The organism is Shewanella subflava (genome assembly GCF_025971955.1).
GTDB lineage: Bacteria > Pseudomonadota > Gammaproteobacteria > Enterobacterales > Shewanellaceae > Shewanella > Shewanella subflava.
Window position 1 is genome coordinate 460,337 of sequence record NZ_JAPDMX010000033.1, and the last position, 13,491, is coordinate 473,827.

14 protein-coding genes are annotated in these 13,491 nt (G+C 40.8%); 5 read left to right on the plus strand and 9 right to left on the minus strand.

What is annotated here, in order from left to right:
• The first annotated feature begins 72 nt into the window (after nucleotides 1-72).
• Both OHT75_RS17725 and OHT75_RS17730 read left to right on the plus strand, forming a co-directional pair.
• A complete protein-coding gene (locus OHT75_RS17725; RefSeq protein WP_188841187.1) occupies nucleotides 73-777 on the plus strand; it encodes a CoA transferase subunit A in 705 nt (234 codons plus the stop codon).
• A 13-nt stretch (nucleotides 778-790) separates the two neighbouring features.
• Nucleotides 791-1,447 carry a 3-oxoacid CoA-transferase subunit B gene (locus tag OHT75_RS17730; protein ID WP_264729001.1) on the plus strand — a complete coding sequence of 219 codons (657 nt, stop codon included), beginning with the start codon at nucleotides 791-793 and terminating at the stop codon, nucleotides 1,445-1,447.
• 338 nt (nucleotides 1,448-1,785) lie between these two features.
• On the opposite strand, the gene OHT75_RS17735 is transcribed toward OHT75_RS17730, so the two are convergent.
• Nucleotides 1,786-2,295 carry a DUF1097 domain-containing protein gene (locus OHT75_RS17735; RefSeq protein WP_264729002.1) on the minus strand — a complete coding sequence of 170 codons (510 nt, stop codon included), beginning with the start codon at nucleotides 2,293-2,295 and terminating at the stop codon, nucleotides 1,786-1,788.
• Between the two features lie 250 nt (nucleotides 2,296-2,545).
• Between OHT75_RS17735 and OHT75_RS17740 the strand changes: the two genes are divergently transcribed.
• On the plus strand, nucleotides 2,546-3,481 hold the full coding sequence (locus tag OHT75_RS17740; protein WP_264729004.1) for an alpha/beta fold hydrolase: 936 nt from the start codon (nucleotides 2,546-2,548) through the stop codon (nucleotides 3,479-3,481).
• A gap of 217 nt (nucleotides 3,482-3,698) precedes the next feature.
• Complete coding sequence (locus OHT75_RS17745) at nucleotides 3,699-5,489, plus strand: acyl-CoA dehydrogenase C-terminal domain-containing protein (protein WP_264729006.1); 1,791 nt, start codon at nucleotides 3,699-3,701, stop codon at nucleotides 5,487-5,489.
• Nucleotides 5,490-5,996: 507 nt separating this feature from the next.
• Here OHT75_RS17745 and OHT75_RS17750 read toward each other — a convergent pair.
• Genes OHT75_RS17750 through OHT75_RS17760 form a run of 3 tightly spaced genes read right to left on the minus strand, consistent with a single transcriptional unit; the run spans nucleotide 5,997 to nucleotide 8,348 of the window.
• Nucleotides 5,997-7,010 (minus strand): succinylglutamate desuccinylase/aspartoacylase family protein, encoded by a 1,014-nt coding sequence (locus OHT75_RS17750; RefSeq protein ID WP_188841180.1) that lies wholly within the window; start codon nucleotides 7,008-7,010, stop codon nucleotides 5,997-5,999.
• The gene (gene rimK / locus OHT75_RS17755) at nucleotides 7,010-7,915 is read right to left on the minus strand and encodes a 30S ribosomal protein S6--L-glutamate ligase (RefSeq protein WP_264729008.1); all 906 of its coding nucleotides are present in this window, start codon (nucleotides 7,913-7,915) and stop codon (nucleotides 7,010-7,012) included. The genes OHT75_RS17750 and rimK overlap by 1 nt, the downstream gene beginning before the upstream one ends.
• Before the next feature lies 1 nt (nucleotide 7,916).
• On the minus strand, nucleotides 7,917-8,348 hold the full coding sequence (locus OHT75_RS17760; RefSeq protein WP_264729010.1) for an ATP-dependent zinc protease family protein: 432 nt from the start codon (nucleotides 8,346-8,348) through the stop codon (nucleotides 7,917-7,919).
• 277 nt (nucleotides 8,349-8,625) lie between these two features.
• Between OHT75_RS17760 and OHT75_RS17765 the strand changes: the two genes are divergently transcribed.
• Entirely contained in the window at nucleotides 8,626-9,297 is a 672-nt protein-coding gene (locus OHT75_RS17765; RefSeq protein ID WP_264729012.1) for a DUF2461 domain-containing protein, read from the plus strand.
• Nucleotides 9,298-9,344: 47 nt separating this feature from the next.
• Here OHT75_RS17765 and OHT75_RS17770 read toward each other — a convergent pair whose 3' ends face one another.
• The 5 genes from OHT75_RS17770 to OHT75_RS17790 form a co-directional block, all read right to left on the minus strand.
• Nucleotides 9,345-9,713: an acyl-CoA thioesterase gene (locus OHT75_RS17770; RefSeq protein WP_264729015.1), complete on the minus strand. Its 369-nt coding sequence runs from the start codon at nucleotides 9,711-9,713 to the stop codon at nucleotides 9,345-9,347.
• Between the two features lie 218 nt (nucleotides 9,714-9,931).
• On the minus strand, nucleotides 9,932-10,957 hold the full coding sequence (gene ltaE / locus OHT75_RS17775) for a low-specificity L-threonine aldolase (protein WP_264729097.1): 1,026 nt from the start codon (nucleotides 10,955-10,957) through the stop codon (nucleotides 9,932-9,934).
• Between the two features lie 49 nt (nucleotides 10,958-11,006).
• Complete coding sequence (gene tpx / locus OHT75_RS17780; RefSeq protein ID WP_406682050.1) at nucleotides 11,007-11,603, minus strand: thiol peroxidase; 597 nt, start codon at nucleotides 11,601-11,603, stop codon at nucleotides 11,007-11,009.
• Nucleotides 11,604-11,686: 83 nt separating this feature from the next.
• Nucleotides 11,687-12,523 carry a mechanosensitive ion channel family protein gene (locus tag OHT75_RS17785; RefSeq protein WP_264729017.1) on the minus strand — a complete coding sequence of 279 codons (837 nt, stop codon included), beginning with the start codon at nucleotides 12,521-12,523 and terminating at the stop codon, nucleotides 11,687-11,689.
• A gap of 24 nt (nucleotides 12,524-12,547) precedes the next feature.
• Nucleotides 12,548-13,201: an OmpA family protein gene (locus OHT75_RS17790; RefSeq protein ID WP_264729019.1), complete on the minus strand. Its 654-nt coding sequence runs from the start codon at nucleotides 13,199-13,201 to the stop codon at nucleotides 12,548-12,550.
• Nucleotides 13,202-13,491 lie beyond the last annotated feature (290 nt).

The window sequence follows — 13,491 nt, forward strand, 5'->3', positions numbered from 1 at the left end:
ACTGATTTTAAGCTGCTGACTCAAAATGCAATCAGCATCTATTAAACATAAAAACGAGAAAAGGACAGCACAATGGCAGGTTTTAATAAAGTCGTTCACAGCTATGATGAAGCGCTGGCTGGACTAACAGATAACATGACCTTGATGGTCGGTGGTTTCGGTTTATGTGGTATTCCTGAAGGCCTAATCAACCATATGGTTAAATTAGGTGTCACTGGTTTAACCGCTATTTCAAATAACGCTGGGGTGGATGATTTTGGATTGGGCTTATTACTTAAGCAACGTCAAATCTCTACCATGATTGCCTCTTATGTCGGTGAAAACGCGACATTTGAACAACAAATGTTATCTGGCGAATTAAATGTCGTTTTAACCCCCCAAGGCACCTTGGCTGAAAAAATTCGCGCAGGTGGCGCCGGCATTCCGGCTTTCTTTACAGCAACAGGTTATGGCACACCGATCGCCGATGGCAAAGAAACCCGCGAAATCAAAGGCCGTCATTATGTGTTAGAAGAATCACTCACCGCAGACTTTGCCTTAGTGCGAGCCTGGAAAGCTGACACTATGGGCAATTTAGTGTTTCGTAAAACCGCAGCAAACTTTAATCCTATGATGGCAACTGCCGGTAAAATTACCGTGGTAGAAGCCGAAGAAATTGTTCAGCCAGGGGAATTAGACCCAAACCATATTCACACCCCAGGTATTTACGTTGATCGCGTTATCCAAGCAAGCTTTGAAAAGCGCATCGAACAACGCACCGTAAAAGCGGCTAAATAAGGAGAGCAAGCACATGGCTTTATCAAGAGAACAACTTGCTCAACGCGTAGCAAAAGAAATGCAAGACGGCTTTTATGTCAACCTAGGTATTGGTATCCCAACGTTAGTGGCCAACTATATTCCTGAAGGTATGCAGGTCATGCTGCAATCTGAAAATGGTTTGTTGGGTATGGGTGAATTCCCTACAGAAGATGCTATCGACGCTGATTTAATCAATGCTGGCAAACAAACCGTTACCGCCGTTGCCGGTGCATCATTTTTCTCATCGGCAGAAAGCTTTGCCATGATCCGAGGTGGTCATGTTGATTTAACGGTATTGGGTGCCTTTGAAGTTGATGTCAATGGATCAATTGCCTCTTGGATGATCCCTGGCAAACTAATTAAAGGCATGGGCGGTGCAATGGACTTAGTGGCTGGCGCAGATAACATCATTGTCACTATGATGCATGCAGATAAACATGGTAACTCAAAGTTATTACCCTTATGCGAGCTTCCATTAACCGGTTATGGTTGCATCAAAAGAGTGATGACCGACCTCGCCTTTATTGAAATTAAAGACGGCGCATTCCATTTACTTGAGCGCGCCCCTGGTGTCACGGTAGAGGAAATTATCGCTAAAACTGCGGGTAAATTAATTGTACCTGAGCATGTCCCTGAGATGGTTTTTTAATCTCAAATAACAATGCATCACACTGAACTGCGCACTTACCCAAGTGCGCTTTTTATTTGTATCCACAATGGAATGCATTTTTAAGACATCGTATCGATATGATATTTAGTATTACCAAGTATTTAATTTCAACAAAATTAGCATTGTTATATCAAAGAATTGGGTAATGAAGAACGGCATCCTTTCGTGTTAGTTTTTGACTATCAAGATTTAGATGCATATTTAGCGAAGATCTAATGAAGATCTAAAAGGTTGAGCGGGTAACAGATTTGATGTAACTGCAATTAAGTTAATGCAGCCAAATTACGCTTCGACTGCATTTATTACACCCGCGATGACTAGAGCTCTTTTGCTGCATTATCATTAACACTGGTCACCGGAGACGAAATATTTTGTCTATTTTGTGTCAATGCAATTAATTGCTCGGTCAACAAGCTCATACAATAGCCAAGCGCGGCCCCCATAACTAATGGAGGTACAATCGCAGCGATATCTGCATTCATGGCAAAAGTGATACAACACCCTATAAAGGCACCGGGAATAAACGCAAGCCGTTTATGACTAGCTTGCAGGCACATAATTGAGGTCACAATACCTGTTAACGCATAGCTGATAATCGGTGAACCGAAAAAAGTACTGCCGGCAATAATTAACCACCCCCAAAATACACCAGATAAGTTTGTGGTCATGGCCATCAACATGCCTTTAACACCACTTTTGGTTTGGGCGAAAAATGTACTACAGCCTAGAAAACCAATCCAGGTGACTAACTGAAATACATCAGCAACGCCAGCCCATAATGCGGCTAGAAGACCTGCTGAGATGGCAATTTGAAATCGATGCTGCATAAACACCTCTAGATTGATTTATTTTTTAAAACTGATAGTTCTTAATTTAACACGATCAATAAAAAAAATAGGATGTTTAACAGTAAAAAGCGATCTTGCTCGCAAAACTATCCGTAAACTAAAACATAATGGTCTAACAGAAGAGCTTTAGTATCGAGTAGAACCAAAAGAACAAGTGATCATTGTTGTTCAAATGTTCTAAAATCTATTTTGACTTTGCCCAAACAGGAATGAAGCTAAAAAGGAAGCTATGCTTATTATCCCTTCAAATGATGCTTGCTCTCAAACATGGCCGACGCCATGGCACCAAAGTGGTTTCTTCCATCAATATCAACATGATGGTATGAGTCGTCAGATATTCATTAACCATGTCGAAAATAACAAACCTTGCTTGTTATTAATTCACGGATTCCCAACAAGTAGCTACGACTGGAAACCCATGTGGCTGACGTTAGCTAAGCATTTTCATTTAATTACTCTTGATTTACTTGGTTACGGGTTATCTGATAAACCCAGCAATACACGTTACACTTTTAGTTTACAAGCCGACATCATTGAAGATGTATTGAAGCATCAGGGAATTAATGAATTTCATATTCTGGCACATGATTACGGTGATACAGTCGCTCAGGAGCTTTTAGCTCGTCATGGCCAAGCTGACAATAATGGCGACTTTAAAATCAAAAGTACCATTTTGCTCAATGGTGGTTTATTTCCTGAAACCACCCGCCCTATCTTCACCCAAAAAATACTCCTTAGTCCGATTGGATTTTTAGTGGCCAAGCTTTTCTCATTTAAAAAATTTATCGCTAATTTTAATTACATTTGTTATCAAAAAATACCCGTCGCTGATCTTGCGATTCATTGGCAACTTATCCAGCATAATAAGGGCGTAGATGTCATTCACAAAGTCATTCAATATATCCGCGAACGTCAAATAAATCGTCAACGCTGGGTTAATGCATTACAGCAATATTCACAGCCATTGAGATTAATTAATGGTATTTGTGATCCCGTATCAGGCCAAGACACACTCATGAGATTTGAACAGCTTATTGAACAAGCAGACACAATCGCATTACTTGAAACAGGTCATTACCCTCAAATAGAAAACCCACACGCCGTTTTAGTGCATTGCATGAATTTTTGGCGACAACATAAGATGATCAAACCCGTCGATGAATAACAATAAAACGACCTAAAGTAACTTTGGATTTGTTTAGGAAAATATCGGGTTAAATGTTGAATTTTAACCCGTAAAAAAATACTGAGTTTTTACTCAAATTACGTTAATGTAGAAAAGATAACCATAATGTTCAATGAATCGTGTTCCTCGTCACTAAGATGAAAAATACTGCGCGATAAATTGTTCAATAACAAGCATCAACAAGGAACGACCTCTTATGCCTATTTATCAAGCTCCTATTCGTGATTATCAATTCATTCTTTCTGAACTTCTGAACATATACCAGTATCAAGAATTAGCCGGATTTGATGAAGTTGACCCGGAACTCGTTGATGCCATTTTACAAGGCGTAGCCGATTTCACGACCGATATTATGCTGCCCTTAAATGCTGTTGGGGATCATCAGGGCTGTCAATTAGTCGATGGCAAAGTTATTACCCCTGATGGCTTTAAAGACGCTTATAAACAATATGTTGAAAATGGTTGGGCAACACTCACTTGTGATCCTGAATATGGCGGACAAGGCTTACCTGAAGTGGTTGGTACCTTTGCCACTGAGATGAAAACAGCCACAAATATGGCATTTGCGATGTACCCTGGGCTAACACACGGGGCTTATTCAGCAATCCACGTTCATGGTAGTGATGCACTGAAGCAAAAATATCTGGCTAAACTGGTCAGTGGTGAGTGGACTGGCACCATGAACCTAACAGAATCGCATGCCGGTACCGATTTAGCCCTTTTACGCACAAAAGCTAAGCCTTTAGCTAATGATACCTTTGCAATTAGTGGTGAAAAAATCTTTATCTCATCTGGCGACCATGACTTAGCAGAAAACATCATTCACCTTGTACTCGCTCGCCTACCTGATGCCCCTGAAGGCGTAAAAGGCATTTCACTGTTCGCGGTACCTAAGTATTTAGTCAATGCTGATGGTACTCTGGGCGCAGCGAATTCCTTAGCAGCAACAGGTCTTGAGCATAAAATGGGGATTCACGGTAACTCTACCTGTGTGATGTTATTTGACAATGCTGTCGGTGAACTTGTCGGCGCGCCACACCAAGGGTTACGCGCAATGTTCACTATGATGAATCAGGCTCGTTTAGGCGTGGGAATTCAAGGTTTAGGGGTATCTGATATCGCCTATCAAAATGCCTTATTTTATGCCAAAGATCGTGTTCAAGGTCGTGCACTGAGTGGTGTAAAAGAAGCCGATAAAGCCGCAGATCCCATTTTGGTACACGGTGATGTTCGCCGCATGTTACTGTCGCAAAAATCATTTAATGAAGGCACTCGAGCATTAATGGGGCAGCAAGCCTTGTGGCTAGATCAAGCTGAGCGTGAAGCCGACCCAGTTAAAGCAAAACAGGCTTCAGCATTAGCCGCCTTATTCACCCCTATTGTAAAAGGATTTGTCACAGACCAAGGCTTTAAAGCCTGTGTGGATGCGCAACAAGTATACGGCGGCCATGGTTATATCAATGAGTGGGGGATGGAGCAATTTGTTCGAGATATTCGTATTGCCATGATTTATGAAGGCACTAACGGTGTACAAGCACTGGATTTAGTGGGTCGTAAATTACTGGCCGATAAAGGTGCAACCTTACAAGTATGGTCTGAGATGGTGAAGCAATTTATTGGCCTGCACTCAACTAATGAGCAAATGAAACCTTTTATTGCAGGTTTGATGGATGCTGCAGGCGATCTTGAACGCGCAACAGGCTACATAGCCAAACACGCCGCCAACAATCCTGATTTAGTCGGCGCAGCTTCAATGGCTTATATGCAATTATTTGGTATCAGTGCATTAGCCTGGATGTGGGCACGAATTGCAGCCACCGCATTAACGGCGCTAGAAAAAGGCACTGATGAAGCCAGCTTCTATCAAGCAAAACTCAAAACAGCTACATTTTATATGAGTTATTGGGTTAGCCAAACCCGCAGTTTACGCAAACAAATTGAAACCAGTAGTGAGCATATTGTTGCATTTGATGAAGCTGATTTTTAAGCCTTATCACAGTTACAGTTACAGTTACAGTCAATCAGCTTGCAAAAACAGCTTAGGGTAAATACTTGATAAAAAGTAGATTTTAACGATAAGCCTTATTTCACTATCGAAAAATCTACCACAATTATCGAGTATTTTAGCAAGCTAGAATGCACTGTTACTGATTAAGATGGAACTAGGGAGAGTTTACTGGCTAAAGGTTTATAAAAGTCAAGAATCCACCTTCTGAAGAAGGTGGCTTTGATATCACGCCCTAAAAGGGCGCTTTCCTACCGTGCGTTAACAAGACGCCGTAAATATATCCCTATAGGCTCCACTAAATCATCCCTGATTTAGAAGCTTGTACTGCACCATTAGCAAAGCTCTCGTATCACTTGAGTTAATCAGCTATTGAACATACTTTAGGCAAAGCCTAATTGATGATAACCACCTACTGAAGTAGGTGGTTTATGGGCTGAAAACAAAAATGCCGCTGAATTCAGCGGCATTTTTAGCTGACAAACAAAATTAAGCGTATTCGGCCATAAAATCGTCTAGGCTGTCATTCACAATCTCAATTTCATCACCCTCAAATTGAGCAATATGAAATAATGCCTCACCTTCATTAGTAACAGGAATATTACTATTACCAATAATAATGCCGTCTGTTGGCGCGCGCAGTGCAATGCTTTCACCGCCGTGTGGGTTAACAATATAGGCCAAAATATTACCTTTATTAACCCTTTCACCTAGCTTAAGTTTAATGTTTATTAAACCATCAGCTTCGCTGCGAACCCAATAACTTCGGCTAGCGTTGACACTATTACCTTTAATGCGAATACGACCTTTGACCATTTCTAAATGGCGCATCACATTCATCACACCATTGAGACCAGACTTTATCGACATTTCACTAAAACGTAATGCTTCACCAGCTTCATACAAAATACACGGAATACCTTTACTGTTGGCATAACCGCGCATTGAACCACTGACGTTTTTCGATGTCATGATAACCGGCGCACCAAACGCATTTGCCATACCAAACATCACTTCATCATCGGTATCACAACGGATTTGAGGCAAATTATCACGATGAATCGCACCGGTATGTAAATCGATAATATGAGTTGCACGGTCAACCAGCTGATGCGAAACCAGATGGGCTAAACGGCTTGCCAAAGCCCCTTTTGAAGAACCAGGAAAACAACGATTTAAATCACGACGGTCAGGTAAATAACGGGATTGCTGAATAAATCCAAATACGTTAATAATTGGCACAACTAATAGCGTACCAACTAAAGACTTTGCGTTTATTTTACTTAATAAACGTCGACAAATTTCAATGCCATTTAGCTCATCGCCATGAATGGCAGCACACACCAACAAGGTGGGGCCCGCTTTTGTGCCATGGAAAACTTCAACATGAAGCTCCATCGGCGTGTCGTTATAAAGTCTTGCAGCAGGAAGCTTAACGCTTTGTTGCGTGCCAGCTTTAACGCTCACTTCACCTATGGCGAAAGATTCGCGCTTTTTAGCCATTAACCATTACCTTTCGTCTTAGAGCTGTTCTTTTTAAGGTTTTTCTCAATAAATTGAATGATCTTATCCGCAACGTCAATACCCGTTGCTTTTTCAATCCCTTCGAGACCGGGTGATGAGTTAACTTCCATCACTAAAGGACCGTGTTTTGAGCGCAGAATATCAACACCAGCAACGTTCAAACCCATGGTTTTAGCTGCACGAATAGCGGTTGAACGCTCTTCAGGTGTTAACTTCACCACAGATGCGGTGCCGCCACGATGAAGATTAGAACGGAACTCACCTGCAAGCGCTTGGCGCTTCATGGCTGCAATCACTTTGTCACCAATTACAAAGCAACGAATATCTGCACCGCCAGCTTCAGCGATATACTCCTGCACCATGATGTTGGCTTTTAAGCCCATAAAAGCTTCAATAACGGATTCAGCCGCTTTACGGGTTTCAGCTAAAACAACACCAATACCTTGAGTCCCTTCAAGTAACTTGATAACGCAAGGTGCACCACCGACCATGTCTAGCAAGTCAGGCACATCTGCAGGTTTATTTGCAAAACCAGTAACAGGTAAACCAATGTTTTTACGTGACAATAATTGTAATGAACGTAATTTATCGCGTGAGCGAGTGATCGCCACAGATTCATTTAATGGATGCGTCCCCATCATTTCAAATTGACGCAATACGGCTGTGCCGTAAAATGTCACAGAGGCACCAATACGTGGAATAACGGCATCAAATGCTGGTAACTCAGCACCACGAGCATGAATGCTTGGGGCGTTCATGTTGATATTCATGTAACACTTTAATGGATCAATAATTTTAACTGAATGACCACGGGCTTCGGCGGCTTCTTTTAAACGGTTGGTAGAATAAAGGTTCTTATTCCGTGACATAATTGCAATCTGCATTTTACTCTCCAGTGATATAAGATGCTGCTGAATCCACTAAAAATCGCCCTTCCAGTGCTCTACGACCTAACAACATACGAAATTTCATGTTATCTCTATTGGTTAAGGTCAGTTCAATATCGAACTGCTTTCCCCCAATAATAATTGGGGTTTTAATTACATATCTTTTCGTGACATGTCCACCAGAATCGCTGACATTTCGGCGATCAAAAATGGGAAATTCGCAAACAACTTCACGATCAGAATCTTGCTCTGGATGCAACCATACTCGCACCCACTTTTGTTTTTCTTTTTGGAACGGTTTTATTTTAAAAGCATGTAAACAGGACGTTTTTGCTCCTGTATCCACCTTAATTTTGACTTTTTCATTGCCAATTTCAGGAAACGTGCCCCATTCTCTCCAGCCCACTATTTCGAGGGTTTGTTGTGTCATGGTCAGTCCTTAACGTTAATAGGAAATAAAGTCTTACCTTTTTATTCATATAAGCTAATTGCCTAAATTAACAAAATACCTGAGCAATAGCTCAATGGTTAATAATAGCTTGTATTCGCTAATTTCGGCGCAATATACACTGCATTTTCAATAAAATATATTTTTTTAAAATCTATTTTTGCGTTAAGGTATCTTAGACAAATTGTTAACAAATTAACACTTACCACCCTACTACTAACCAGCTAATATTAAAAGAATTAAATACAAGGTTATCTTGATGTTCAGTCCAAAAACTTTTGAATTTTTAACAGAACTCTCTCAAAATAATAACCGCGATTGGTTTAAACAAAACCAACCCCGTTATGAAGCGCTAGTCCGAGGCCCTGCTCTACAGTTTATTGAGGCAATGCAAGGGCCTGTATTGGCCCTTTCACCCCGCTTTACTGCTGTAGCAAAAAAAGTCGGTGGCAGCTTAATGCGCCCCCAACGAGATAGCCGATTTAGTCATAATAAAACGCCCTATAAGACGAATGTAGGTATTCAATTTAGGCACTTTCAGGGCAAAGATGTTCACGCGCCAGGCTTTTATATTCATCTTGCTAACGATGAATGTTTTATCGCTGCGGGTATATGGCATCCAGAATCAAAAAGTCTCAATGCAATCAGACAATGCATTGATGAAAACCCTAACGGCTATCAAAAGGCCGTTCAAATATTAACTCAAGCCGGTTTTAACATGGAGGGAGGCAAACTCATTCGACCGCCAAGGGGATTTGATAAAGATCATCATTTAGTTGAAGAACTAAAACGCAAAGATTTTATCGCTATTAAACCCATTTCTCAGCAGCAAGTTTGCCAGGCTGATTTTGTAGAATATTGTCAAAATGAATTACAACACACCGTGGCTCTGATGGCCTATTTATGTTTTGCCCTTGAATTAGATTACTAAAAGCAACCCTAAGGCAGTCATGCGCATGACTTACCTTGGCCTTTCATCTAGGCTGCATTTGCCCGCATACCATGGGGAACGGGTAAGCCATTAGCATTGATGTTAACAAACACCATTTTATCGATACTGGCGATGGGAGATTGAGTGACTTTGTTACGAACCTTACAACGAATCGTCACTGAACTTTGGCCTAAACTGACACATTCAAAACCAAACTCAAGCATATCGCCAGCTAAGGCTGGAGTCATAAAATTGATTTCAGAAATGAGTTTGGCGACATGACACTGACTTTTCATCTGACAACTGGCAAAAATTGTTGCTTGTTCATTAATCCAAGTCAAAAGCTGTCCACAGCAAAGCGCCTGACTGTTATTTAAATGGATGGGTAAAATAAGATGACGGCTAAGATATTTCATAAAAACCCCTTTAGTTGTTAACAATAAATACTTGTATCACTAAAGGGGTAGCAATGATTGAGCCAATTTTAGTTGCATTATTAATCAATCACTTAATGAGTTGATTATTAAAATTTGCCCCATTAAGGGATTTTGCTTGCACCATTTAACGCCATTGAAAACAAATGATGTCATGAATGGTATTTTTTATCATGGCAGATTATGAGTAAAAACAACCTCTAAAGATCTACCGTCTCTAATAAAACCTGTTTTAAAGATGCTATAAAGGTCGCTATGTCTTGGGAGCTAATATCAGCATGGGTTACTATGCGCAGTTGCTGACTAGGGCTAATCTTAATACCTTTTTGCAATAATGCCTGCGATAAGCGATTAGCATCGATGTGGCTAGCCAATCTCGCAAACACCATATTGGTTTGTACCGCGTTAACATCAACGTCAAATTCGTCCAATTGACATAAGGCTTGTGCAAGCAGTTTGGCATGATGATGATCTTCAGCTAAACGCTCCACCTGTTCCGTTAATGCTAATTTAGCGGCTGCAGCAATAATACCAGCTTGGCGCATACCACCACCTAACATTTTGCGCCACCGAGTAGCCTTAGCAATTAATCGTTCGTCCCCCAATAAAATAGATCCTATTGGTGCACATAAGCCTTTAGATAAGCATATCGACACTGAATCAAAATACTGAGTAATATCTGCAATGGCGATATTTTGAGCCACTGCAGCATTGGCAACGCGGGCACCATCTAAATGTATTTTTAAGCCACGATTAAATGCTAAAGCTTGTGCTTGTGACAAATACGCTTGAGATAACACTTTCCCACCAATGGTATTTTCAAGGCTGAGTAAACGCGTCTGAGCAAAATGTATATCGTCAGGTTTAATGGCCGCTTCAATGTCAGTTAATAAAATACTTCCATCGAGCTGATTATTCAGTGGCTGAGGTTGAATGCTTCCTAACACCGCAGCCCCGCCGCCTTCAAACTTATAATTGTGTGCCTGTTGACCACATAAATACTCGTTACCCCGATCACAATGTGACATTAGCGCTAATAAGTTCGCTTGAGTGCCTGAGCTAACAAACAAGGCGCTATCAAAACCGAACATTTCAGCAGCCATATCCTGCAAATGATTCACCGTAGGATCATCACCATAAACATCATCACCAACGGGCGCATCAGCCATCGCGCGTCGCATTGCCGCCGTTGGTTGAGTAACAGTATCGCTTCTAAAATCAATCATCATTTTTATTATCTAAACAATCTTAATCCATAATCGACAGTGTAACGGATTAAGATTTTACTGCAGCAATTTTTGTTAAAGCCGAGAGCGCCGCATCGTAGTTAGGATGTTGACTCACCTCTTTAACTAATTCTTGGTACTGCAATTGACCATTGGCATCGATGATAAAAATCGCCCGAGCTAACAAACCACGATCCTCAATTAATAAGCCATATTGATCAGCAAAATTCCGCCACACAGAATCTGATAACACTTTTATTTTATCGACACTTTCTGTTTGGCAAAAACGCTTTTGTGCAAAAGGCAGATCGGTACTAATGGTCAGCATCACCACATCAGCACTAAAATTAGCAAACTCAGTATTAAAACGTTTGGTTTGCAGCGCACAAACACCCGTATCTAGACTGGGCACTGCGCTGATTAAAACGGTTTTACCTTTAAAGTCGCTAAGGTACACGGGATTAAATTTATCATCGACTACTTTAAAGTCTGGCGCGGTGGCATTATTGAGCGGTAAGTTACCTTTTAGGGCCACTGCATGCCCCCCCATGGTCACTTCTGCACTCATCGCAGACGACATAAATACGGGTGAAGTCATTAATACTATCGAAAAACCTAGGTTAAACAGTGCGTTTTTAAATGTCATGCTAAGCTCCTAATTTTCTTAAAAATTCAATAAAAAACCAGCCGCAGGCTGGTTTATTGATACGTACTCAATCAATAAATTGATTACTTAGTTGCAGCTAATTCTTTCACATGCAAATCCATTTGTGGGAATGGAATTTCAATCTCAGCGGCATCAAGGGCATTTTTGATTTGCTCTAACACTTCAAAGCGTGCAGGCCAGTAATCACCTGTGCTAACCCATGGACGAACCACAAAGTTAATAGATGAATCCGCTAATTCAGCTAGACCAATGGTATATCCTGGATCTTTTAATACAAAGGCATTGTTATCTAACACGTCTGCAATCACTTTCTTAGTTTTAGCAATATCTGACGCATAACTCACACCTATCACTAAATCGATACGACGCTTTTCAAGCGCTGAATAATTCGTGATAGTGCCATTCATAATCGCTGAGTTAGGTGCAATGATAAGCTTGTTATCACCAGTACGAAGTTTGGTTGAGAAAATAGTAATTTCATCAACAACACCAGCAACACCAGCCGCTTCAACAAAATCGCCTACACGACATGGACGGAATAACACCATCAACACACCTGAAGCGAAGTTAGATAATGAGCCTTGTAAGGCTAAACCAACTGCAAGACCTGCGGCACCAATTACAGCAACAAGCGATGCTGTTTGAACGCCAATTTGGCCCAATGTTGCAATAATAGTGAAGACAAACACAATTGCCCACGCTAAGTTAGCAACAAATGACACTACGGTTTGATCAACTTTACGACTGCTTAATACTTTATCAGTGAGGCGTTTTGCAACACCGGCAAAATATTTACCAATGATAAAAATTACCAAAGCCGCTAATGCTTTAAGACCATAAGCCATAATAAACTCGGGTGCTTGTTGCATTAACCCTTCTAAACCTTCAAGGTTTTCCATTGTTTTACTCCCTTAAATGGCAGATTATTCTGCCGAAATGATAAATTCTACTCGCCTATTGCGTTGACGCCCTTCTGTTGTAGCGTTGTCTGCCGCGGGCTGTTTGTTGCTCATTCCTTTTACAGAAATGTTGTTAGGATTAAAATGATAATCGGTCACTAAAATCTGTTTTACGCTGTTTGCTCGAGCAAGAGATAATTTTTGATTCAATTGATCAGAACCCAAAGAGTCAGCATGGCCAACTAACATCAACTGAACATTATCGCTTTTCTCAGTTAGCCGAAGAATACTGTCTAAAAATGGTCGCTGCGATAACAGTACATCCGCTTTAGCAAATTCAAAATACACAGGTTGAATGGCTTGTTGTAAACATTGCGAGACGCCATTGATGCTTGTTTGCTGCTCACACACATTAACCAATTCTTGTGGGGTTAATGGCAGTTCTTCAATCGCCGATATCTCAACCGGGCTATCGAGTTCAACCTCTTGAACGTCTTCTTCAATTTCAATATCGCTGGGATCTTGGCACCCATTAGCCATGACAACAATGCCTTTGGGGGTGCCAGCACACGCATCTTTTTTATCTGGCACGCCATCCATATCAGTATCGATCCAGCCCAAAGCTGGAGTACTGAGCAAAATAACAGGTAGCAATATTGTATTTAATAAAAAGCGCATATTGTCCTCAATCATGTTGTCTTGATGCGGTTAGGCAACATATTCTGGATAATCATTATTTTGCAGCACTGTCATTACTACACATTTTAACTTTTAGTTACATTTTTGCAATCACGGAACACTTAATTGCTGTCAACAAGTTAAAAGCCAGCGAGTAGTTGCTTAAAATAACGTCATCCAAATTCTATTTATAAAGCCACTCTTTATCGACCAAGTGTGGTTAAACTTGATAATAGCGCAATCATAGTTGTCACAGAGAATACCCTAAGTGGATTTTAAAAGGCACTTTA

What these genes read in the sequence shown, in the direction of transcription:
- OHT75_RS17725 (WP_188841187.1), top strand. Translation starts at nt 73, where the DNA reads ATGGCAGGTTTTAATAAAGTCGTTCACAGCTATGATGAAGCGCTGGCT.
- OHT75_RS17730 (WP_264729001.1), top strand. Translation starts at nt 791, where the DNA reads ATGGCTTTATCAAGAGAACAACTTGCTCAACGCGTAGCAAAAGAAATG.
- OHT75_RS17735 (WP_264729002.1), bottom strand. Translation starts at nt 2,295, where the DNA reads ATGCAGCATCGATTTCAAATTGCCATCTCAGCAGGTCTTCTAGCCGCA.
- OHT75_RS17740 (WP_264729004.1), top strand. Translation starts at nt 2,546, where the DNA reads ATGCTTATTATCCCTTCAAATGATGCTTGCTCTCAAACATGGCCGACG.
- OHT75_RS17745 (WP_264729006.1), top strand. Translation starts at nt 3,699, where the DNA reads ATGCCTATTTATCAAGCTCCTATTCGTGATTATCAATTCATTCTTTCT.
- OHT75_RS17750 (WP_188841180.1), bottom strand. Translation starts at nt 7,010, where the DNA reads ATGGCTAAAAAGCGCGAATCTTTCGCCATAGGTGAAGTGAGCGTTAAA.
- rimK (WP_264729008.1), bottom strand. Translation starts at nt 7,915, where the DNA reads ATGCAGATTGCAATTATGTCACGGAATAAGAACCTTTATTCTACCAAC.
- OHT75_RS17760 (WP_264729010.1), bottom strand. Translation starts at nt 8,348, where the DNA reads ATGACACAACAAACCCTCGAAATAGTGGGCTGGAGAGAATGGGGCACG.
- OHT75_RS17765 (WP_264729012.1), top strand. Translation starts at nt 8,626, where the DNA reads ATGTTCAGTCCAAAAACTTTTGAATTTTTAACAGAACTCTCTCAAAAT.
- OHT75_RS17770 (WP_264729015.1), bottom strand. Translation starts at nt 9,713, where the DNA reads ATGAAATATCTTAGCCGTCATCTTATTTTACCCATCCATTTAAATAAC.
- ltaE (WP_264729097.1), bottom strand. Translation starts at nt 10,957, where the DNA reads ATGATTGATTTTAGAAGCGATACTGTTACTCAACCAACGGCGGCAATG.
- tpx (WP_406682050.1), bottom strand. Translation starts at nt 11,603, where the DNA reads ATGACATTTAAAAACGCACTGTTTAACCTAGGTTTTTCGATAGTATTA.
- OHT75_RS17785 (WP_264729017.1), bottom strand. Translation starts at nt 12,523, where the DNA reads ATGGAAAACCTTGAAGGTTTAGAAGGGTTAATGCAACAAGCACCCGAG.
- OHT75_RS17790 (WP_264729019.1), bottom strand. Translation starts at nt 13,201, where the DNA reads ATGCGCTTTTTATTAAATACAATATTGCTACCTGTTATTTTGCTCAGT.